Consider the following 22,094-nt stretch of genomic DNA (forward strand, 5'->3'; position numbering starts at 1 on the left):
CTGAGGTTACAACGGCAACGGCTGATGTGATAATAATTTCTGCAGTTACAACGGCAACGACTGATGCGATAATAATTTTTGAAGCTACAACTACAGCGGCTGATGTGATAATAATTTCTGCAGTTACAACGGCAGCGGCTGATGCGATAATGACTTTTGCAGTTACAACGGCAACAGCTGATGTGATAATAATTTCTGCAGTTACAATGACAGCGGCTGATGTAATAATAATTTCTACAGATGCAACTACAGCCTCTGATGCAATTACAACTACAGAGGCTGATACAATAATAATTTTTGCAGTTACAACGGCAACGGCTGATGTGATAATAATTTCTGCAGTTACAACTACAGCGACTGATGTAAGAATAATTTTTGAAGCTACAACTACAGCGGCTGATGCGATAATAATTTCTGCAGTTACAACGGCAGCGGCTGATGTGATAATAATTTCTGCAGTTACAACTACAGCGACTGATGTAAGAATAATTTTTGAAGCTACAACTACAGCAGCTGATGCGATAATAATTTCTGCAGTTACAACGACAACGGCTGATGTGATAATAATTTCTGAGGTTACAACGGCAGCGGCTGATGCGATAATGACTTTTGCAGTTACAACGGCAGCGGCTGATGCGATAATGACTTTTGCAGTTACAACGGCAACGGCTGATGTGATAATAATTTCTGCAGTTACAACTACAGCGACTGATGTAAGAATAATTTTTGAAGCTACAACTACAGCGGCTGATGCGATAATAATTTCTGCAGTTACAACGGCAACGGCTGATGCGATAATAATTTCTGCAGTTACAACGGCAACGGCTGATGCGATAATAATTTCTGAAGTTACAACTACAGCGGCTGATGCGATAATGACTTTTGCAGTTACAACTACAGCGACTGATGCGATAATGACTTTTGCAGTTACAACGGCAACGGCTGATGTGATAATAATTTTTGAAGTTACAACGGCAGCGGCTGATGTGATAATAATTTCTGCAGTTACAATGACAGCGGCTGATGTAATAATAATTTCTACAGATGCAACTACAGCCTCTGATGCAATTACAACTACAGAGGCTGATACAATAATAATTTTTGCAGTTACAACGGCAACGGCTGATGTGATAATAATTTCTGCAGTTACAACTACAGCGACTGATGTAAGAATAATTTTTGAAGCTACAACGGCAACAGCTGATGCGATAATAATTTCTGCAGTTACAACTACAGCGACTGATGTAAAAATAATTTTTGAAGCTACAACTACAGCGGCTGATGCGATAATAATTTCTGCAGTTACAACGGCAGCGGCTGATGCGATAATAATTTTTGAAGCTACAACGGCAACAGCTGATGTGATAATAATTTCTGAAGTTACAACGGCAACGACTGATGCGATAATGACTTTTGCAGTTACAACGGCAACGGCTGATGCGATAATGATTTCTGCAGTTACAACGGCAACGACTGATGCGATAATGACTTTTGCAGTTACAACGGCAACGACTGATGCGATAATGACTTTTGCAGTTACAACGGCAACGACTGATGCGATAATGACTTTTGCAGTTACAACGGCAGCGGCTGATGTGATAATAATTTCTGCAGTTACAACGGCAGCGGCTGATGTGATAATAATTTCTGCAGTTACAACGGCAACGACTGATGCGATAATGATTTCTGCAGTTACAACGGCAACGGCTGATGCGATAATGATTTCTGCAGTTACAACGGCAACGACTGATGCGATAATGACTTTTGCAGTTACAACGGCAACGACTGATGCGATAATGACTTTTGCAGTTACAACGGCAACGACTGATGCGATAATGACTTTTGCAGTTACAACGGCAGCGGCTGATGTGATAATAATTTCTGCAGTTACAACGGCAGCGGCTGATGTGATAATAATTTCTGCAGTTACAACGGCAACGACTGATGCGATAATGATTTCTGCAGTTACAACGGCAACGACTGATGCGATAATAATTTCTGCAGTTACAACTACAGCGACTGATGTAAAAATAATTTTTGAAGCTACAACTACAGCGGCTGATGCGATAATAATTTCTGCAGTTACAACGGCAGCGGCTGATGCGATAATAATTTCTGCAGTTACAATGGCAGCGGCTGATGCGATAATAATTTCTGAAGTTACAACGGCAACGGCTGATGTGATAATAATTTCTGCAGTTACAACGGCAACGACTGATGTAAGAATAATTTTTGAAGCTACAACTACAGCGGCTGATGCGATAATGACTTTTGCAGTTACAACGGCAGCGGCTGATGCGATAATAATTTCTGCAGTTACAACGGCAACGGCTGATGTGATAATAATTTCTGAAGTTACAACGGCAACGACTGATGTGATAATAATTTCTGAAGTTACAACGGCAGCGGCTGATGTGATAATAATTTCTGAGGTTACAACGGCAACGGCTGATGCGATAATGACTTTTGCAGTTACAACGGCAGCGGCTGATGTGATAATAATTTCTGCAGTTACAACGACAACGGCTGATGTGATAATAATTTCTGAGGTTACAACGGCAACGGCTGATGTGATAATAATTTCTGCAGTTACAACGGCAACGACTGATGCGATAATAATTTTTGAAGCTACAACTACAGCGGCTGATGTGATAATAATTTCTGCAGTTACAACGGCAGCGGCTGATGCGATAATGACTTTTGCAGTTACAACGGCAACAGCTGATGTGATAATAATTTCTGCAGTTACAATGACAGCGGCTGATGTAATAATAATTTCTACAGATGCAACTACAGCCTCTGATGCAATTACAACTACAGAGGCTGATACAATAATAATTTTTGCAGTTACAACGGCAACGGCTGATGCGATAATGACTTTTGCAGTTACAACGGCAGCGGCTGATGCGATAATAATTTCTGCAGTTACAACTACAGCGACTGATGTAAGAATAATTTTTGAAGCTACAACTACAGCGGCTGATGCGATAATGATTTCTGCAGTTACAATGACAGCGGCTGATGTAATAATAATTTCTACAGATGCAACTACAGCCTCTGATGCAATTACAACTACAGAGGCTGATACAATAATAATTTTTGAAGTTACAACGGCAGTGGCTGATGCGATAATGACTTTTGCAGTTACAACGGCAGCGGCTGATGCGATAATGACTTTTGCAGTTACAACTACAGCGACTGATGTAAGAATAATTTTTGAAGCTACAACGACAGCGGCTGATGTGATAATAATGTTTGAAGTTACAACTACAGCGACTGATGTGATAATAATTTTTGAAGATACAACTACAGCGGCTGATGTGATAATAATTTTTGAAGTTACAACGGCAACGACTGATGCGATAATAATTTCTGAAGTTACAACGGCAACGGCTGATGTGATAATAATTTTTGAAGTTACAACGGCAACGACTGATGCGATAATAATTTCTGAAGTTACAACGGCAACGGCTGATGCGATAATGACTTTTGCAGTTACAATGACAACGGCTGATGTAATAATAATTTCTACAGATGCAACTACAGCCTCTGATGCAAGTACAACTACAGAGGCTGATACAATAATAATTTTTGCAGTTACAACGGCAGCGGCTGATGTAACTTGCGTTTTGGGTTAATTTTCCAGATGAATAAGTGCAACTGTAGAAATTTTGCCGCCGTTTTGAGGAACAGTAACGGTGATTTCATTCTGAGTTTTTAAAATATCGGTTGGGATAACGTAATCTACATATCCAAAGTATCTGTCCGGCTTATTAGTAAAGGATAAATCGTAGGATTCGATGTTATAATCATTGATAGAGACATTTAAAGGCGCATTAAATCCACCGTGGCGGCCCAACGAAATTCGCAAGATGCTGGATTGAACGTTATCGGTCGGCGTGTTTATGATGAAAGTCGCGGGAGTACCTGTAGGTTGCAATGTAACATCTCCATAATAAGTGGTTTTGGTTAGCGTGGTGTTGATTTCAGGAGATTCGTTTAAGGTAATTTTGAATATACTAGTTTCCTCTACATGCATGAAAATATCGTTGAGACTGTCTAGAGGCTCGTTATCAACAAAATGCAATTCGCCTAAATTTAGGTAAGTAGTAGTGCGCTCGATTTTTTCGATTTGTTCATCTTGAAGCTTTAAATCTAAGTCAATATAGGCACGTTGCGCATTCATGTTTGTGACTGCAACATAAATGGTATTGCCGTCTTGCGCACTATGAACATGGATATTATTGTTGACGCCGTTGGAATATGCTGGAAGAAGGTCACCGTTGTACTCATCCCACATTTCAATAAAATATTTCATATCTGTGAGACCGGTTTCGGGAGTTGGATAAAATTTGCCGTTCTCATCATATGTCCATAATATATTGTCGGAAGCGGGAGACCACCAAGTAGCAGGAATGACAAACGGAACGACAATGTCAAATTCATTWGCACGGTTCATATATCTAACCATGTATGCGTTGTGATTTTTAAGCTTAATCCAATAGTCAGATTCCTCCGGGCCGTTGTGCAAAGTTCCGGTTTCTGAAATGACAATGGGCTTTAGATTGTTGGTGTTAATCATATGGTTTCGAAGCAAATCTAAGTCGGCTTCGAGACGTCCAGTTAAGTATCCAACATAGTTTGAATCAGTGTCATTTAATACTAAATTTTTACTTTCATAGAAGTGATAAGAATAAAAATCTAAGTGATTAGCGGTATCATCCATAAACTTTAGGTTTTGTTCTGCTTTCGAAAAGTTGCCGTTATCTAATGCCATCCAAGCTGACGTTGGGCCGCCTACTAATGCATCGGGATTTTCTGCCTTGATAGCATCTGCAGTTATGTTATGAAATTCTGCTAGTAGCTCCCAGCCGTTGTCTGAAGTTGCGTGGTGAGACCATTCGCTAGTGATATCGGATTCGTTCTTAACTTCGATCCATGTTGGTCCACGGCCTTCTAATTCTGCGTCGTGGGCAGTAATATATTTTGCGGCTAGATCGGCAGCGGCGGCGAAATGCTGTTCTGCAGGAGTTCCTTTGCCATTATTGATTCCTTCGACAGTCCAGCTTGGCCAGTTGTCAAAGCATACAACGTATTCAAGGTCGGTAGGATATAGCTTATCGAACACCGCAATCTCCGATGCACCATTGGAAAATAATTCTGGGAATATGCTGTAGTCTGCATAGCCGGGTTTTGAAGCATCTTCAGTTAATTTGGGAATGGAGGAATCGTATCCTGTTTCAAGTGATGGTCCAAATTTAAAAATCTGGCGTCCAGGCATAAAATCTTTTGGTGTAAAATATTCTGCAACAGTATAGCCATGGGGGTGACCTATTGGATATGCGTATAACGTTTTGAACTTGCGGTTTTCAAACTCTGTAATGCCTTCTATGCTTAGGCGATTTGTAGCATCGACAGTAACGATGATGTCATCGAGAATTGGAGCATCACCGCCAAGTACTTCCCAAGCTCGGGTATCCATAGTCATAGAAGCTCCGTTGGGCTCAACCAATTTGAGGGAATCGACGACTACTGGTCCGGTAAATTTTAATTTGTAGCCACTGTATGCTTGATCGCCCCGTGAGAGCTCTTTTGTATGATTTATAGCAAAGCTATTAGTTTTGACCTGATAATTAGTATCACCAATCCATTGATCAGCAACTTTGCCAGTGTTGCCAACGTGAGGTGAAATGCCTTCAATATACTTATTTTTAAATCCAGAACCATATGCATCTAGGCGGCTAAATATAAACATAATTCTCGCAAGATCTGCGGGGATTTCGATTTCTTTGGTTTCATTGGCTGCCAATGTAAAAGGTTCGATGGGAACGGTAATATTCTGGATTCGTACTTCATGGTCATTAACTTGAACCAGCGTTTTAGTTTCATATTTTTCGATGACGGTATCGAGAGTTTCGTACGCTGCGTTTTCATTGRCTACATAATCGGGCAAGTTAGCAGCGATTTCGGCAGCRCTAATAGGAAATGCAAAGAATAATGTACTGGCTATAATCATGGCTTTTTTTAGTAATTTCATTATAAACTCCTTTTAAATTTATTTGGCTTATTTTTCCATATTAATTAATGCAACTGTAGAAATTTTGCCACCAGATTGATCAACGGAAACAGTGATTTCATTGGTAGCTTTTAAAATATTAGAAGGTACGGTAAAATCAACATATCCAAAATATCTATCATTTTTGTCTGTGAAAGATAGATCATATTCCTCGAAAGCATATCCATTAATACTGACATTGAGAGGAACTTTAAAGCCATCATCACGACCTAAAGATACGCGCAATACGCTGGATTGTATATYTGCAGTTGGAAGAGGTATTACGAAGGTAGCAGGAGATCCGGTATCTTGTAAAATAGTATCACCATAGTAAGTATTTTTTGTAATAGTTGTTGTGGTGTTGGGAGCGTGATCAAGTGTAATTTTGAATATACTGGTTTCTTCGACGTGCATAAAAATATCTTTGAGGCTATCGATAGGTTCATTATCTACAAAATATAGTTTGCCCATGTCAAGATATGTTGTGGTGCGTTCGATTTTTTCAACAGTTTGCCCATCGAGTAATATATTTAAGTCGATATTAGCACGTTGCGCATTCATGTTTGTGACTGCAACATAAATTACATTGTCATTCTGTGTGCTATGAACATAAATATTGTTGTTAACATCATTTGTGGCTGCAGGTAATAAGTCACCGGTGTATTCGTCCCACATTTCTAAGAAGTAATGAATAGGAGTAAGTCCTTCCTCGGCGGTAGGAATTAGTTTGCCGTTGGGACCGTATGCCCATAAGGCTTCGGGGGATTCTTTATCCCACCAYATTGCAGGAAGRATAAATGGAACAACCATGTCAAATTCATTGGCGCGATTCATATACCTAACCATATAGCCGTTGTAATTTTTAAGTATAATCCAATAATCGGGGTCGGTAAAACCGTTATGAAGGGTACCAGTTTCTGAAATGACTAAAGGTTTAACAATGTTGTTGTTAATCATATAATTTTGTAACAAATCTAAATCAGCTTCTAAACGTCCTGTTAAATATCCAACATAATTGCCAACAGTATCATGCAAAATAAGATCCTTGCTTTCATAGAAGTGATACGAATAAAAGTCTAARTGTTGYGCYGTRGCACTCATAAAGTCTAGATTTTTTTTAGCCTGATCAAAGTTTGCGTGGTCTAATGCCATCCAAGCAGCAGTGGGGCCTCCGACTAATACATCAGGGCTTTCGGCTTTGACCGCATCTGCAACTTTATTATGGAAATCAGCAAGAACCTGCCAACCATAATATGGATCAGGATTGTCATGATGAGACCATTCGCTTAAGATGGTAGATTCATTTTTAACTTCGACCCAGGTAGGACCGCGTCCGTCAAAGTGCTTATCATATGATGCGATATATTTGGCAACAAGATCTGCTGCGGCATCGAAATGTTCTACTGCGGGAGTGCCGCGGCCAACATCAGGACCTTCAACATACCAACTAGGCCAATTGTCAAAGCATAATACATACTCGAGATCTTTTCCGAATAGCGCATCGAAATGTTGTATATCAGATGCGTTGTTTGCGAAATGGTGATCCAAAATTTCATATGTAGCGTATCCAGGTTTGTTGGGATCTTCTTTTAGTTTTGGCAAGGCAGGGTTGTAACCAATTTCTAATGCAGGACCAAATTTGTAAATTTGTCTTCCGGGTAGATAGTTTTTAGAAGTATAATATTCTGCAGTTTTATAGGTATCTCCCCCGGTCAAGTTTCCTGCATGGCGTTTAAATTTGTCTTCTTCAAAGGTGGTAATTCCAGCTATGCTAAGCCTGCTAGTGGCATCAACTGTAACTGCAATGTCGTCTAAAATTTCTTTGTCGCCACCTAAAACTTCCCAAGCGGTGGTATCCATAGTCATTGAGACACCATTTTCAGAGGAAAAGTCGATAGATTTAACATACATAGGGCCGGTAAGCAAAAGTTTGTATCCAGAATAAGCTTCATCTCCACGTGCGAGCTCTGCAATATGGTCAGTTGTAAAGGTTGTTGTTCTAATTTGATAGTGATTATCTGCAATCCAAGGAGATGAAACAGATCCCATATTGCCTTTAGTGGGAGAGATTCCTTCTATAAAATCTGTACTCTTAAAACCAGAACCATAAATATTGATTCGATCAAATGTGGACATAACTCTAAAAAGATCTGAAGGAATTGTGATTTCTACGGTTTCGTCATCTGCTAATGTAAAAGGGGTTACTGGAAACTTAAGCGTTTTGATTCGTTCTTCTTGATCATTAACTTGCTTAATAATCCAAGCATCATACTTTTCTATTAAAGCACCAAAGGTATCGTAAGCTGCTTTTGCGGCTTGAACATCTGCAGGTAGATTGGTATCTGCTTTGGCTGCAGCAGGAATCATAAATAGCATGGAACAGGTAATTAGCATAATTTTTTTAAATAATTTCATAAAATTTCTCCTTACATTATAGTGATATGAAAATTATATGTATTTTAATGGTATAAAATGACATTTATAACATAAAAAAAAGAACTCAGAAAAAGAGTCCTTTCTATTCCATAATGACTTGCCCTTGGAGCCAGCAACTGCCAACAAATCGCATCCCGACAAAAGGCATACCAATTAGAGTTTTCTTATTAATAATAACTTCAACAAACATACTATTTATATCAAGTTTAAATACATACATGGTTTCATTAGTTTGTTCATTTTTGCGCTCTTTAATTTCAACGATATCCCCTAATACAGCATACATTGATTCATCAAAACTAAGAGGAATAAAGTATCCACTCATGATACTTAGAAAATCTTCTTCTTTGAGTCTTTGCATAAGCTGTTCATCAAGTTCGCGTTCTTCTTCTTCCAGTATTTCTTCGGCTTCTCTATCACCATCTTTAATTCGCTCAACAATTTCACGCAATTTTTCGCGCTCTTCATTTTCAAAAGCAATTTCATCTTCATCCTTTAAGATAGGTAAAACAATGGTTCCCTCGAGAGCAATGCCAAGAACACTAGCTCCTATAATTGTTTTACCATTTTGTTTTCCATTGAGGTACTCAACTAAGTTTTGCATCCAAAAAATGACTTGCATAGAAGTGTTTTTCTCTTCACAAATTACGTAATATAACGTGCCGTCAATACATTCTACTTCTATTTCTTCAAAATCGGATTTGATAGTTGATTCAACATATGCTTCACATTCTTCAACATTAAAACGAGTAGTTTCTTTTAAGTCTTCTTCCACACTTACACGTACTAGTATATATGTGTGAGGTGCAACTTTTTTCCTATATTCAGCAATTTGTACCTTATTTTTATCAACCGCCATACTTTGATATGTCGGGTTTTTGAGTGTTGCTTCAACAAGTTTATTTAAATGCTTTTGCTCTGTAATTTCTGAAAAGCCTATTGCATTAATTGGTATTTCCATTATGTGCCACCTCCAAAAAAATTATCCTTTGTATAATATATGCTAGAAATGTCAATTTAAAGAATACTTTACAATGTTTTTACAAAAAAAGATAGGGATAAGCATTTTTAAGCGGCTTATCCCCAGTGTTCATTCTTTAATCCAACATCCTAAACGCCCGCAGTTTGGACATTCTACACTATTAATATTATTTGATGCATAGGCTAGTGATATAGGATATATTTCGGAATAATTGTTTAATCCAGAAGATGCATAACCAAGATAGTCAGCTCGGTTGGCAAAGCTTTCTATTGGAGTCAAATCATAACCACAAAGATCACATTCATATTGGTTCATCATAGCTCTCCCTCTCTACAAAAAATATGCTAACTATAGTTTTAGTAAAAAAGATTTATTTTATACCTGCTACAGGAAATTGAATGACGGGAGTTGAACTAGTAATTTTATCAAATTGGAAACCGAGATTTTTAAGACCTGTGATTATTTCAGGTAAAGCATCTGGAGTAGAAGTTTTAGAAGGAGAATCATGCATTAAAATTATTGCTTGTTTAAGTATTGAGGATTGATTTATTACAGAATTTACAATAACATCTTTATCTTGTAGGGCTTTAGCGGCATCCATAGAATCTACATTCCAATCAAAATAAACATATTCGCGATCTAGAGAGGCGTTTATGATATCTACCATAATATCAGGACCACCATATCTGTGACTGATAGTGTTATTAGAACCGCCAGGAAAACGCAAGATGTCTGGTGTATATCCAGTAGAATTGACAATAAGAGAGTTTAATTTATCAATATCAGCTAAGAATGACTGTGTATTTTTGTAAATATTGTTATATTCATGAGAGTATGAATGAAGAGCTAAAGTATGGCCTTCATCTACAATTCTTTGGTATGTGCTAACCCTTTCAGGAATCCCAACAACAAAAAAAGTTGCTTTTATATTATGCTGTTGAAGAATATCTAAAATTTTTATAGTATTATTACTAGGTCCGTCATCAAAAGTGAGATAGGCCATTTTAGTATTTGGAGGGATTATTTTTTCGGGTGCAGAAGTATTTGTTTTGACTGATTCTTTTTTGTCTAATTCTTCAATTTCAATATTTAGCGAAATTATATGATTTAAAATTTGTCTATTTTGTTCTGTAAGATTTGTAATGTTTTGCTCTAAATTGGTTTTTCTTTTTTCGATAGTGGTATTAGAAAAAGTAGTAGCTATAGTTAATTCATGTGAAAATAAAATAATTAAAACAAAAATTAAAAATAAGGTTATAATAGTTAATTTATTGTTTGATTTATTAAGTCTGTTCAAAATTGCACCTCTTATTTTAGGAATCAAAGTTGTCTTATTATTTATATTTTATCTCGGTTATTATAACCAGAATGTGATAAAAAAAACAAGCATACCATAGCAAATTCTAGGATATACTTTAGAGTTTGCAAAGTTATTTTTTTGAAACTTCTGTATTTATGCGAATTTGAACTTGTTCAGTGTCGTGTTCAGTATTATATCCACAAACAGTACAATGATATCCAATTACTTCTCCAAGACGTAAATCTACTTCTTCACAAAAACCAGTTATACTATTACATTTGGGACATTTCATTTAAAGCCTCCTTTCAAAATATATGTAGTCGTTTTCTCATATTTTAACAATTTAGCCAATATTTGTCAATGACTTAAAATAAATTATTAAGAAGTTATTGTTTTGGAATTAATATAATTAAATGAAATGAGTTTTTAAAACGTAGTATAATTTTTAAAAACTATTTTGTCAAAAAACTATGGTAAAAAATACTAATTTAAAAGTGCAAAAAGTGCAATTATTAGGTTAAAATGCTATTTTTAAATTTTTTGTACTATTGTTCCTTTCTAAAATTTATAATCTATGCTATATTAAATCCTGAGCAAGCTTAATGAAAGCTTAATTTTTTTTAAAGGAGACTCATATGGCAAAAATGATGGGTCCTCGTTTTAAGATGTGCCGAAGCCTTGGAGTAAACGTAGTAGGCCACCCTAAAGCGATGGACAGAGCAAAACAGGGAACAAGCAGAGATGCAAGAAAATTATCCGAGTACGGAGTACAGCTTTTAGAGAAGCAAAGACTTCGTTCATATTACGGAGTTCTGGAGAAACAATTCGTGAGATACGTAGAAAAGGCATTTCGCGCGGGAAGTAATCCAGGTCCAATTATTCTTACGTCGCTTGAGATGCGTCTTGACAATATTGTATATAGAATGGGATTTGCTCGTTCAACTAGACAAGCAAGACAGATGGTAAATCATGGTCATTTTTTAATAAATGGTCAGAAGGTAGATAGACCTTCATATGCATTAAAAGAAGGAGATACTATTACACTGAAAGAAAAATCTCGTGAAAGCAAAATATTTGCTGAGAATATGGCAGGTAATAATTTTGCGCTTCCTTATCTGGAAATGGATATTGATAACCTTACTGGTACTATTATAAGAAAACCAACTAGAGAAGAGCTACCAATCGAAATTAATGAACAGCTTATAATAGAGTTTTATTCAAGATAACAAGAATCACTTTGTGGGAGGGTCATGGGCAATTGCCTGTGGCCTTTTTAAGTGCATAATAAAAGGGACAACCGAAGTCATCCCCTAGATATATATATTAAACAATTATTTGCTACTAGTTTTTTTACAAGAAGTGAGTCCACCTTTATGGTGTTCTTGACATGTTTTGCAATTACCATGACGAGGACAGTTTAAATTTTTACATACACAATTTTTGTTAATCTTATTTGGTTCCATGATAGTAACCTCCATTAATGAAATATAAAAAAATATAACACATATTATTACAAAAAGCAATAGTTATTCTATAATTAATTGATTAGTTGGAGCGCCGGGTGCAACCATAGGTAAAACTTTATCGTCTTTGTCTATGATACAGTCGATAACGGCAGGTTTATTTTGAGCAACAGCTTTTGAGAATGCTTCGTTAAATTCCTCTATGGTGGTTGCCCTATATCCATCTATAGCATACGCTTCTGCAAGTTTTACAAAATCAGGACCACGATCTAAAACTGTTTGAGAATATCGTTGCGCATAAAAAAGATTTTGCCATTGTCGAACCATTCCAAGTACGCTATTATTAAGAATCACTATTATAATAGGTAAATTATAGTAGTGGATAGTTGATAACTCATTGGAGTTCATTCTAAAAGAGCCATCTCCAGCAATTTGAATAATTTTCTTATTAGGAGCGGCAAAGGATGCCCCTATGCTAGCACCTGTGCCAAACCCCATGGTTCCTAATCCGCCAGAACTTATAAATGTGCGAGGTTCTTTATAGCAATAAAATTGTGCTGCCCACATTTGGTGTTGACCAACTTCAGTCGTAATAATTGCGTTACCTTTGGTAAGAATATCAATGGATTCTATGATCTGTTTTGCATCTAATAATCCGCTAATAGAGTGATTGATAGTATGCTTAATTTTCCAGTTTTCAATTGTGTTAACCCATTCAGAATGCTTTTTGATTTCAACTGCCTGATTTAAAGCAGTCAAAATAACTTTTGCATCGCCGATTACACTCAATGTTACATTTACGTTTTTATCAATTTCAGCAGGATCAATGTCAATATGAATAATTTTAGCGTTTTTGGCAAAGTCTTTAATGCTACTAGTTACTCTATCACTAAATCTGGCTCCTATCGCAATTAATAAATCACAATTCATGATGCCTTCATTTGAAGCAACTCCKCCATGCATTCCAACAAGCCCTGTAGAAAGCGGATGGTTTTGAGGAAATCCACCAGCGCCCATGAGTGAGTTGGAAACAGGTGCATCGATTTTTTCTGCAAAGTCAAGTAACTCTTTTTCCGCACCACTTATAATTACTCCGCCACCTATATATAAAAATGGTCTTTTGCTTTCATTAATGAGCTTTGCCGCAGTAGAAATATCTTGAGTAGAAAAGAAGTCATATTCTATTACTGAGTTTGAAAAAAAGTCATTAATATTTTGCAATGGTTCAAAATCAGTTGTTTTAATGGTAACGTCTTTAGGAATATCAATTAATACTGGACCAGGGCGCCCACTTTTAGCGATTAAAAATGCCTCACGAATAGTATCTGCTAAGTCTTCTACTCGTTTAACAATATAGTTATGCTTTGTAATACTTCTAGTTACACCAGCAATATCGATTTCTTGAAATGAATCTTTTCCAAGTAATGGAACACCGACATTTCCCGTAATTGCAATCATCGGAATAGAGTCCATATATGCTGTTGCAATACCGGTAACGAGGTTGGTTGCGCCCGGACCCGATGTTGCGATACAAACGCCAACTTTGCCAGAAACTCTAGCATAAGCATCTGCCGCATGAGCCGCCGCTTGTTCGTGCGCTGTTAATATATGCTTAATATAATCGCTAGCTTTATAAATTTCGTCATAAATTTCGATCACTGCTCCTCCAGGATATCCAAAAACAGTATCAACGTTTTGTTCTTTTAAACATTCAATTAAAATCTGTGAACCACTTAATTTCACGTATTGTTCCTCCTTAGATTGTTAAATATTTAGTTTATTGACTAATTGCATAGGTTGGGTAATTGAGTTGATAAACGGGAATGCGAAATGTAGTATTCYTTAYTTAAATACTGCTCCAGTGCTTGCAGACGTAACGAGTTTAGCGTATCGTGCAAGGTAACCAGTTTTCACCTTAGGCTCTGGGTGAATCAAATTTTTATATCTAGTTGCTATGTCTGCTTCTGCAACATTGAGACAAATTGTGCAGGCATTCATATCGATGCTAATGATGTCGCCATCTTCAACGATAGCAATGAGCCCGCCTTCTGCTGCTTCTGGGGAAACATGTCCAATAGAAGCCCCACGCGTTGCGCCCGAAAAACGTCCGTCTGTAATGAGCGCAACATCTTTATCCAAGCCCATTCCAGCAAGTGTGGCGGTTGGAGATAACATCTCTCGCATTCCAGGGCCGCCTTTGGGACCTTCGTATCTGATTACAAGTACATCGCCTTTGGAAATTTTACCGTTTGCAATTGCCAAAGAGGCATCTTCCTCGCTGTTATAAACTTTTGCAGGACCACTATGTTTAAGCATTTCGGGTGCAACGGCCGAGCGCTTAACAACGCATCCATTTGGTGCTAAATTRCCTTTCAATACAGCAATTCCGCCAGTTTTCGAATATGGAGCATCAACAGGTCTAATTACAGTAGTATCTTTATTTTCTGCAACAGAGAGGTTACTTCTTAAGTTTTCGCCAGTGACGGTAATTATATCCTCATTTAATAAATTTTTGTGACTGAGTTCTTTCATAACAGCCATCACACCACCGGCAGAATATAAATCTTCCATATGATGATGTCCAGCAGGAGCAAGTTTGCATAAATTTGGAGTATTATTAGAAATTCCGTTTGCAATATCGAGATCAATTTCTACACCAGATTCATGTGCGATTGCTGGGAGGTGTAACATAGTATTGGTACTGCATCCAAGAGCCATGTCAACAGTTAATGCGTTCAAAAAAGCTTCCTTATTTAATATATCTCTGATGCAAATATTTTTCTCTAACATTTTCATAACGGCCATACCAGTATATTTTGCAAGTCGAATTCTTTCTGAGTATACTGCTGGAATGCTACCATTGCCTGGGAGAGCGATTCCTAACACTTCGGTCATGCAGTTCATACTGTTTGCRGTAAACATACCCGAGCATGATCCGCAGGTAGGACAAGTTTTTTCTTCATATTCAGAAAGTTCGGCTTCTGTCATTTTGCCAGCTTGCACCTGACCAACTGCTTCAAATATCAACGAAAGGCTGACTTTTTTGTCACCAATTTTTCCTGCAAGCATTGGGCCGCCGCTTACAACTACTGTAGGTAAATTTAATCTTGCAGCACCCATTAACATTCCAGGAACAATTTTGTCGCAATTGGGAACAAGCACTAACGCATCAAATCCATGTGCCATTGCCATGCATTCAATAGAATCTGCAATTAACTCACGGGTTACAAGTGAATACTTCATTCCAGCATGCCCCATAGCAATGCCGTCGCATACGCCAATAGCTGGTACTTCGATAGGTGTGCCTCCAGCAATTCGAACTCCAGCTTTTACTGCCTCTGTAATTTGGTCTAGATGCGTGTGTCCAGGAACTATCTCGCTTTTGGCACTTACAATTCCTATAAAGGGTCTGCATATTTCTTCATCGGTGTAGCCCATAGCCTTAAGTAAAGATCGATGAGGAGCTCGCGCAATTCCTTTTTTTACTGAATTACTTTTCATTATTGTGTATTCTCCTTTATGTGCCGAACTGAGAGTTGCCCCTGCAGTTCGAGCTATTTTTGATTATTTAATTTCTATACCATCAATTTTGGTATGTGCTTGAAAAGCGGCAAGAAGTTTTTTGGTTATAGGGCCGCAAATTCCAGCTCCAATTATTCGCTCATCTACGCTAGTAACAGCAATAACTTCTGCAGCAGTGCCGGTCAAAAAGCATTCGTCTGCATTGTATAAATTATATTGAGTGAACTCTTTCTCTTGCACGTCATATCCCAAATCCCTTGCCAGTTTGATAACAGTATTTCTAGTAATTCCATCCAAAATTCCAACATGAATAGGAGGAGTAAAAATTATTCCTTCTTTAATAATGAAAATGTTATCGCCAGTACATTCTGCGACGATTCCATCGTGAGTTAGCATCAATGCCTCGGGAACTCCGGCTTGATTGGCCTGAATTTTCGCTAGGATATTGTTCAAGTAATTGAGAGATTTAATTTGAGGATCGATGATAGTAGCCTTGTTTCTGCGTTGCGATGCGGTGATTATAGGCATACCCTTCTCGTACATTTCTTCTGGATAAAGCGTAATGTTTGCAGCAATACAAAAGACGGTCGCAACAGTACATTTAGTAGGACTAAGCCCTAGGTCTCCTTTGCCTCTGGTAACAACCAATCTGATATAGCCATCAGTCAAATTGTTGCGCTTACAAGTCTCGACAAGCATTTGTGCAACTTCTTCTTTGGTCAGAGGAATCTCTAGCATAATTGCTTTGGCTGCAGAAAATAATCTGTCGATGTGCTCCTTGCCCTTAAAAATTCGTCCATTATAAGCTCTAATCCCTTCGAAGATGCCATCGCCATAAAGCACGCCGTGATCAAATACAGATATTTTGGCATCGTTTTCGTTTAAATATTCTCCATCAATATAAATAATTCTATCAGCCATTATTAACAATCCTTTCGCAAATTAATTCTCCCATTTGGGAAGTCCCGACCAATTTAAATCCATCAGTATAAATATCTTTGGTGCGATATCCATCAGCAAGCACTTTTCCGACTGCAGCTTCGATAGCAGCAGCTTCGGCTTCCATGGAAAATGAATATCTGAACATCATGGCAACCGATAAAATTGTTGCAATAGGGTTTGCGATGTCCTCACCAGCAATATCTGGAGCGCTGCCATGGCTTGGCTCGTATAAGCCCAATGTGGTTTCGCCAAGACTGGCAGAAGGAAGCATTCCAATCGATCCAGTAATCATACTAGCTTCGTCGGACAATATATCTCCGAACATATTGGTTGTAATGATAACATCGAACTGCTTGGGATTTACAACCAACTGCATTGCGGCATTGTCAACGTACATATGGCTATAAGTGACTGAAGGAAAGTCGTTGGCAACCTCAGCTGTAACTTCACGCCAAAGCTTGGATGATTCTAAAACATTTGCTTTATCCACAACTACAACATTGTTATTGCGTTTCGTCGCAATTTCGAAGCCAGTTTTCAAAATGCGTCGAATTTCCTTTTTGCTATAAAAAAGTTCGTCGGTAGCGTAGGTTTCTTCGTCATTTTCAGCATCGGTTACTCGAGATTTTTTGCCAAAGTAGATTCCGCTAGTTAATTCTCTAACAATCATAACGTCCAAATTGTCACCAATAATTTCTGCCTTTAAAGGAGAGGCATCTTTGAGCTCTGAGTACAAAATCGCAGGTCTAAGATTAGAGAATAAATTGAGTTCTTTGCGGATTTTGAGCAATCCCTTTTCTGGTCTATCACCTGTTGGATGATTTTTCCAGCGATTTATATTGGGGTCACCTCCCACAGCTCCCAACAATACGGCATCTGCTTGCTTGCACTTTGCAATAGTTTTGTCTGGAAGCGAGCAGCCCTCGGCATCTAATGCCACTTCTCCAATCATTTGTTCATCAATAATAAATCCGTGGTTGAATTTGTCGCCAATCTCATGCAATACCATAACGGCTTGCATAACTATTTCGGGACCAATTCCRTCTCCAGGTAARATTACAATTCGCTTTGTCATTTTGTCCTCCTAATTAGATTTACTTTTAACATATCCCACTAATCCATCTGCAGCCATAATTTTTTGCATAAATTCGGGGAATGCGCCTGCTTTATAAATTTCATTTTTAGTAAGATTTTTGATCTCTCCAGTGGCAAAATCTATTGCAATTTCGTCATTTAGATCGATTTTATCAGCAGCTTCTTCGCATTCCAGAATTGCTAGGCCAATGTTGATGGCATTTCTATAGAAGATTCTAGCAAAGCTTTTTGCRATAACACACTTGATTCCACTAGCTTTTATGGCAAGCGGTGCATGCTCACGCGAAGAGCCACATCCAAAATTTTTGCCTGCGACGATTATGTCGCCTACTTGAACTTTTTCGTGAAAGGTTTCGTCAATATCAAGCATGCAATATTTTTTTAACTCGTTAGGGTCTGATGTTGCAAGATATCTAGCAGGAATAATTACGTCGGTGTCGACATTGTCACCATATTTGAATATCATAGTTTCTTCTCCTTCAATTGCGAATTACGCATCAATTTTTTCTGGATTTGTGATATAGCCAGTGATTGCAGAAGCGGCTGCGACAGCTGGGCTAGCCAAATATACTTCAGATTCGATATGTCCCATTCTGCCAACAAAGTTGCGATTGGTAGTACTAACAGCTTTTTCGCCTTTGGCTAAAATTCCCATATGTCCGCCAAGACAAGGGCCGCAAGTAGGAGTGCTCATTACGCAACCAGCTTTTACAAGATTGGTAACGATTCCTTCGGCTAACGCATCAAGATATATTTGTTGAGTGCCAGGAAAAACGATTGCGCGAACTCCCTTGGCAACTTTCTTTCCTTTTAATATGTCCGAAGCCATTCTTAAGTCTTCGAGACGTCCATTTGTACAAGAACCAATTACAACTTGATCGATTTTAATTTCGGGAAGCTCGTCCAAAGTYTTGGTATTATCTGGAGAGTGAGGACAAGATACTGTCGGGCGCACTTTGCTTAAATCGATAGTAATCACTTCGTCGTAAATTGCATCTGCATCTGAAGTATAGACGATATATTCGCGATCGGTTCTGCCTTTTAGATATTCTCGAGTAATAAAATCAACTTCGAAAATTCCGTTTTTGGCACCGGCTTCGATCGCCATGTTCGCCATGGTGAATCTAGAATCCATAGATAAATGCTGAATGCCGTCCCCAACAAACTCCATAGACTTGTACAATGCGCCATCAACGCCAATCATCCCGATAATATGAAGAATGATATCTTTTCCAGAAACATATTTTGTGGGTTGGTTGATGAGATTAAATTTTATTGCAGAAGGTACTTTGAACCAAGCTTTTCCAGTTGCCATTCCGGCTGCCATATCAGTGCTTCCAACGCCAGTGGAGAATGCGCCCAATGCGCCATAAGTGCAGGTGTGAGAGTCTGCGCCGATTACTGCATCTCCAGGGACTACAAGACCTTTTTCTGGAATAAGAGCATGCTCGATACCCATTTCTCCAACTTCAAAATAGTTTGTAATGTTTTTATCATTGGCAAATTCTCGCACGCATTTACATTGTGTGGCAGCTTGAATGTCTTTGGCAGGCGCAAAATGATCGGGTACTATTACAACTTTGTTTTTATCAAATACCTCAGTGATTCCGATTTTATTAAACTCCGTGATAGCAACGGGGGTGGTTATATCGTTGCCCAATACCAAATCTAAATCGGCTTCAATAAGTTGCCCCGCTTCAACATATTCTAATCCAGCGTGTGCTGCTAAAATTTTTTGTGTCATTGTCATTTTCATAAATAAGCTCCTATCGCAACAAAAAGCTAGGTGTGACCCCAGCTTATCGATTTTCTTCATAAACCATATTATTAATAGCAGAAATATAAGCTAAGATACTCGCTTCCACAATATCCACGCTTATGCCGTATCCATTATAAATATTACCTTTGTTATTTTTGATTTTTACATAAACTTCACCAAAAGCATCTGTGCCACCTGTTACTGCAGAAATTAAGAAGTCTTCTAAGCTAAAAGCGCTGCCCACTAAGCAGTCGATGGCCTTATATGATGCGTCAATTGGCCCATCATAGGATGGTATTACCGCTTCTAAAAATTCAGTTTTGTTTGTGGCAGGATTGGTATAAATAAGTTTCATACTCGATGTTGTGGTGATTGTATTTCCAGAATTAATTACAAATCTGTCTAGCTTATACGTTTGAGGAATTTTGGTATTTCGACGCATAGCAAGCATTTGTATATCAAGGTCTGTGATGTTTTTCTTTTTATCGGCAAGAGATTTGAATCCTTCAAAAAGCGTATCGATTTCTGCGTCTGGCAATTGAAATCCCAGCTCGTCTAATCTGTCAACAAATGCGTGTCGACCAGAATGTTTGCCTAATACCATTCGTTTATCTGCAAGCCCTATCGATTTAGGAGTCATGATTTCGTATGTTGCCTTATTGCTAAGCATTCCGTGTTGATGAATGCCAGATTCATGTGCAAATGCGTTATCGCCAACTATTGCTTTGTTGGGTTGCACTTTAACTCCTGTAATGTTGGTAAGTAATTTGCTAGTAGGATAAATTTCTTTAGTATTAATTTTGGTTTCGTATGGATAAATGTCAGGACGCGTTTTTATATTCATTATAATTTCTTCTAACGCAGCGTTTCCGGCGCGTTCGCCAATTCCGTTGATGGTACATTCGATTTGCGTTGCCCCGGCTTTTAGAGCACTTAAAGTGTTTGCAACTCCCAGGCCTAAATCATTATGGCAATGTATGGAAATATCAACTTTATCAATGCCACGTACATTTTCGCGTACACCTACGATTAGATCATATATTTCTGCTGGAGATGTATAGCCGACAGTATCTGGAATGTTTAAAACTGTGGCACCAGCTGTTATTGCGGCCTCCAATACTTTGTATAAAAATTCTGGACGAGAGCGAGTGGCATCTTCAGCTGAAAACTCTACCGATTGGCAAAATTTCTTGGCATACCGAACCATTTCGCTTGTAATTTCAATAACCTGGTCTTCGTTTTTCTTAAGTTTGTATTGCATGTGAATATCTGAAGTTGCAATAAATGTGTGAATTCTAGGAAATGCAGCGCCCTTTAACGCCTCTGCTGAAGCATCAATGTCTTTTTTTAACGCACGTGAAAGGCTAGCAACCTCGGAATTTTTAATCAAYTTGGCAACTTCGGCAACAGATGTGAAATCACCCTTAGAAGCGATCGCAAAACCAGCTTCTATAACATCAACTCCCAAGTTTTCAAGCTGAGCTGCCATTTCAATTTTTTCRGACAAATTCATGCTATATCCAGGAGCTTGYTCACCATCGCGTAATGTTGTATCAAATATCTTAATCATAATAACCTCCAAAACATTGAATGCTATAACATCTCCTAAAGTTAAATAGGAAATGCTATAAGTTTTAACCCAACATTACAGTTAGTTCCAAATCATTTGGTCGCGGAGATCTTTACCCACGGTTTCAACCTGAAGTTCTTGTTCTTTTTTGCGTCTATCAGTAAATGTTGGACGGTTGTTCTTGTTTTCTGCAATCCAATTTTTTGCAAAAGTGCCATCTTGTATTTCTGAGAGAACTTTTTTCATTTCTTTCTTAGTTTCATCGGTGATAATTCTTTGACCAATTGAGTAGTCGCCATATTCGGCAGTGTCAGAGATTGAATGTCTCATAAAATTTAATCCGCCTTTGTTTACTAGGTCGATGATAAGTTTCATTTCGTGAACACATTCAAAGTATGCGCTTTCTGGCTGATACCCTGCTTCAACAAGTGTTTCAAAACCGGCTTTCATAAGCTCGGAAACACCGCCGCAAAGAACAGCTTGTTCGCCAAATAAGTCTGTTTCAGTTTCTTCTTTAAAAGTAGTTTCAAGAATACCRGCTCTGGCTCCGCCAATACCTGCAGCATAAGCCAGCGCTATGTCCTTAGCGTTTCCAGTTGCGTCTTGATATACAGCGATTAGGCAAGGTACGCCTTTTCCAGCTTCGTATTCACTGCGAACAGTATGCCCAGGACCTTTTGGAGCAATCATAATTACATTGACATCTTTTGGAGGCTCAATTTGCTTGTAATGAATATTGAAACCATGCGCGAATGCAAGAGTTTTGCCCGCAGTAAGTCCGGGTTCAATACTTTCTTTATATAGCGTAGGTTGTTTTTCATCATTTACAAGAATCATGATTAAATCAGCGGCAGCGGCGGCGTCTTTGGCAGTCATAACTTTTAATCCTGCATCTTCAGCTTTTTTCCAAGAAGGACTTCCATCATATAAGCCCACGATTACATTAAAACCTGATTCGTGAAGATTAAAG

General features: G+C 38.2%; 16 protein-coding genes. 2 read left to right on the top strand and 14 right to left on the bottom strand.

Going from position 1 to position 22,094, the window contains the following annotated elements; all coding sequences use genetic code 11:
• Positions 1-3,638, top strand: a 3,638-nt coding sequence (locus tag EPU_RS13945) for a beta strand repeat-containing protein (protein ID WP_010168379.1), incomplete at its 5' end; no start/stop codon positions are given.
• On the opposite strand, the gene EPU_RS08345 is transcribed toward EPU_RS13945, so the two are convergent.
• The 6 genes from EPU_RS08345 to EPU_RS13645 all read right to left on the bottom strand — a co-directional run bounded on the left by EPU_RS08345 (position 3,635) and on the right by EPU_RS13645 (position 11,065).
• The gene (locus EPU_RS08345; protein ID WP_029488259.1) at positions 3,635-6,037 is read right to left on the bottom strand and encodes a hypothetical protein; all 2,403 of its coding nucleotides are present in this window, start codon (positions 6,035-6,037) and stop codon (positions 3,635-3,637) included. The two genes, EPU_RS13945 and EPU_RS08345, sit on opposite strands and share 4 nt — an antisense overlap.
• A 27-nt stretch (positions 6,038-6,064) precedes the next feature.
• The gene (locus EPU_RS12795) at positions 6,065-8,470 is read right to left on the bottom strand and encodes a hypothetical protein (protein ID WP_052296493.1); all 2,406 of its coding nucleotides are present in this window, start codon (positions 8,468-8,470) and stop codon (positions 6,065-6,067) included.
• 103 nt (positions 8,471-8,573) lie between these two features.
• Positions 8,574-9,452 carry a DUF3881 family protein gene (locus EPU_RS08355; RefSeq protein ID WP_010168382.1) on the bottom strand — a complete coding sequence of 293 codons (879 nt, stop codon included), beginning with the start codon at positions 9,450-9,452 and terminating at the stop codon, positions 8,574-8,576.
• Between the two features lie 129 nt (positions 9,453-9,581).
• Positions 9,582-9,788 carry a hypothetical protein gene (locus EPU_RS08360; RefSeq protein WP_010168383.1) on the bottom strand — a complete coding sequence of 69 codons (207 nt, stop codon included), beginning with the start codon at positions 9,786-9,788 and terminating at the stop codon, positions 9,582-9,584.
• A 55-nt stretch (positions 9,789-9,843) separates the two neighbouring features.
• A complete protein-coding gene (locus EPU_RS12030; protein WP_010168385.1) occupies positions 9,844-10,770 on the bottom strand; it encodes a polysaccharide deacetylase family protein in 927 nt (308 codons plus the stop codon).
• Positions 10,771-10,903: 133 nt separating this feature from the next.
• Positions 10,904-11,065 carry a hypothetical protein gene (locus EPU_RS13645; protein ID WP_010168387.1) on the bottom strand — a complete coding sequence of 54 codons (162 nt, stop codon included), beginning with the start codon at positions 11,063-11,065 and terminating at the stop codon, positions 10,904-10,906.
• 343 nt (positions 11,066-11,408) lie between these two features.
• On the opposite strand from EPU_RS13645, the gene rpsD reads away from it, so the two are divergent.
• On the top strand, positions 11,409-11,999 hold the full coding sequence (rpsD, locus tag EPU_RS08375) for a 30S ribosomal protein S4 (protein ID WP_010168389.1): 591 nt from the start codon (positions 11,409-11,411) through the stop codon (positions 11,997-11,999).
• Positions 12,000-12,299: 300 nt separating this feature from the next.
• Here rpsD and ilvB read toward each other — a convergent pair whose 3' ends face one another.
• From ilvB to ilvC, 8 genes are all read right to left on the bottom strand, one after another.
• Positions 12,300-13,979, bottom strand: coding sequence for a biosynthetic-type acetolactate synthase large subunit (gene ilvB, locus EPU_RS08380; protein ID WP_010168391.1), 1,680 nt, complete (start codon positions 13,977-13,979; stop codon positions 12,300-12,302).
• Between the two features lie 99 nt (positions 13,980-14,078).
• Positions 14,079-15,737, bottom strand: coding sequence for a dihydroxy-acid dehydratase (gene ilvD, locus EPU_RS08385; protein WP_029488260.1), 1,659 nt, complete (start codon positions 15,735-15,737; stop codon positions 14,079-14,081).
• 63 nt (positions 15,738-15,800) lie between these two features.
• Positions 15,801-16,679: a branched-chain-amino-acid transaminase gene (gene ilvE, locus EPU_RS08390; RefSeq protein ID WP_010168394.1), complete on the bottom strand. Its 879-nt coding sequence runs from the start codon at positions 16,677-16,679 to the stop codon at positions 15,801-15,803.
• Positions 16,672-17,775: a 3-isopropylmalate dehydrogenase gene (leuB, locus tag EPU_RS08395; RefSeq protein WP_029488261.1), complete on the bottom strand. Its 1,104-nt coding sequence runs from the start codon at positions 17,773-17,775 to the stop codon at positions 16,672-16,674. Before leuB ends, ilvE begins: the two co-directional genes overlap by 8 nt.
• A gap of 9 nt (positions 17,776-17,784) precedes the next feature.
• Complete coding sequence (gene leuD, locus EPU_RS08400; protein ID WP_029488262.1) at positions 17,785-18,261, bottom strand: 3-isopropylmalate dehydratase small subunit; 477 nt, start codon at positions 18,259-18,261, stop codon at positions 17,785-17,787.
• A gap of 24 nt (positions 18,262-18,285) precedes the next feature.
• Positions 18,286-19,551, bottom strand: coding sequence for a 3-isopropylmalate dehydratase large subunit (leuC, locus tag EPU_RS08405; protein WP_029488263.1), 1,266 nt, complete (start codon positions 19,549-19,551; stop codon positions 18,286-18,288).
• 43 nt (positions 19,552-19,594) lie between these two features.
• Positions 19,595-21,124, bottom strand: a complete 1,530-nt coding sequence (locus EPU_RS08410; protein ID WP_029488264.1) for a 2-isopropylmalate synthase — start codon at positions 21,122-21,124, stop codon at positions 19,595-19,597.
• Positions 21,125-21,205: 81 nt separating this feature from the next.
• Positions 21,206-22,094 (bottom strand): ketol-acid reductoisomerase (ilvC, locus tag EPU_RS08415; protein ID WP_010168400.1); only part of this gene is annotated, 889 nt, incomplete at its 5' end.

This window comes from Candidatus Epulonipiscium viviparus, from assembly GCF_000171335.1.
Taxonomy (GTDB): Bacteria; Bacillota; Clostridia; order Lachnospirales; family Cellulosilyticaceae; genus Epulonipiscioides; species Epulonipiscioides viviparus.

What these genes read in the sequence shown, in the direction of transcription:
- EPU_RS08355 (WP_010168382.1), bottom strand. Translation starts at nt 9,452, where the DNA reads ATGGAAATACCAATTAATGCAATAGGCTTTTCAGAAATTACAGAGCAA.
- ilvE (WP_010168394.1), bottom strand. Translation starts at nt 16,679, where the DNA reads ATGGCTGATAGAATTATTTATATTGATGGAGAATATTTAAACGAAAAC.
- rpsD (WP_010168389.1), top strand. Translation starts at nt 11,409, where the DNA reads ATGGCAAAAATGATGGGTCCTCGTTTTAAGATGTGCCGAAGCCTTGGA.
- EPU_RS08360 (WP_010168383.1), bottom strand. Translation starts at nt 9,788, where the DNA reads ATGAACCAATATGAATGTGATCTTTGTGGTTATGATTTGACTCCAATA.
- EPU_RS13645 (WP_010168387.1), bottom strand. Translation starts at nt 11,065, where the DNA reads ATGAAATGTCCCAAATGTAATAGTATAACTGGTTTTTGTGAAGAAGTA.